Annotated in this window: 2 protein-coding genes; both read right to left on the bottom strand. The window is 62.0% G+C overall.

What is annotated here, in order from left to right; translation table 11 throughout:
* The coding region (locus B5G37_RS14520) for a hypothetical protein (RefSeq protein WP_204217971.1) at positions 1-665 on the bottom strand (665 nt) is incomplete at its 3' end.
* A gap of 28 nt (positions 666-693) precedes the next feature.
* The coding region (locus B5G37_RS14515) for a hypothetical protein (protein ID WP_204217969.1) at positions 694-1,150 on the bottom strand (457 nt) is incomplete at its 5' end.

The following is a 1,150-nucleotide window of genomic DNA, read 5'->3' as shown; positions in this document are numbered from 1 at the left end:
GCAAGATCAGGGTCGTTCCACAGGTCGCGGAGCGCGTAGATGATGGACTGGTACGTGCCGCCGTAGGTCTTGCCGTTTATGGTGAATTGTTCCGATGAATCCATCGCGTCACGGATGGTATCGTAAGCTTCCGCGCCATCGTTGGTGAGCTGGCGGAGTTCCACTCTCACGCTGCCGTCGTGGTGCGCCCCGGTGAGGAACAGGTGCCCGTTCTCGTCCCAGATTTTTTGTATCTCGCAGTCGGCGAACACGTTGTCCCCGCCGTAGCGGGATGGGGATGTGTCGATGGCGTCCCTAAAGCTGTCGTATACGGTGAACCCGCTGCGGGTGCCGTCCCACCGTCCGATGCTGCCGGACACGATGACGGGGTTCCCGTACCAGTCGCTGTTTTCGTCGGTGATCGCGGGCGTGAAGCCGGGGGTCTGGCCGTCGAACCAGCCGATCAGTGCGTCGGTCTCCTCCTCGTAGTCGGTCTCCCGCATTTCCATCGCACGGTCGAAGATTTCCTCGTCCGAATACTGTTCGCGTACCTCCTCCTCGGTGAGGCCGTCTCGTTCCATGATGTCCTCGACCGCCATGTTCTCGCCTTCCGTGCCGTAGTACGAGTCGGCATCGAAGATGATCCGCTCCTTGGGCTGCGGGGTGATGGTTTCCTGTGCTGCCATAATGGTTCGTTTCTCCTTTGATAATCGGTCATCTTGTGGTCTCGTGGGCCGGGGTTTCCGTTTCGTGGATGCTGGCGAGGGCGGCGGATGAGTCCCGCATGGATCGGGCTTCGCCGCTCAGGTTGCCGTCCCGTCCCTTATCCTCCGGCTTTGACGGTTGGGACGTGTATCGCCCCATGAGCGTGTTCCAATCTACGGGCACCTCGATTCGGTCAGGGAGATGGGATTGGAGCCTGCGGGCCTGCTCCCATGCGATCCGGTCTTTCAGGTCGGTCAGGTGCGGGCGTTCCGGTCTCTCGCCGCAGTGGATGTCGGTGACGGCTGCATGGGATTCCGTGGTGGGATCGAGGTAGGCGTTGACCTGCCGTACCGGTGCCGCGTAGGGGCGCAGATTCTCGGGAATCCGGTTGACGGCGGTTTCGGCTGCTGCCTGCGCGAGTTCATCCATGGCGCGGGTGTCCACGGGGAAGAACGCGCGTTCCGGC

The sequence above is a fragment of the Pseudoflavonifractor sp. An85 genome (assembly GCF_002161235.1).
GTDB lineage: Bacteria > Bacillota > Clostridia > Oscillospirales > Oscillospiraceae > Enterenecus.
Note: the sequence above shows the minus strand (reverse complement) of the source record. Positions and strands in the feature narration are given on the sequence as shown.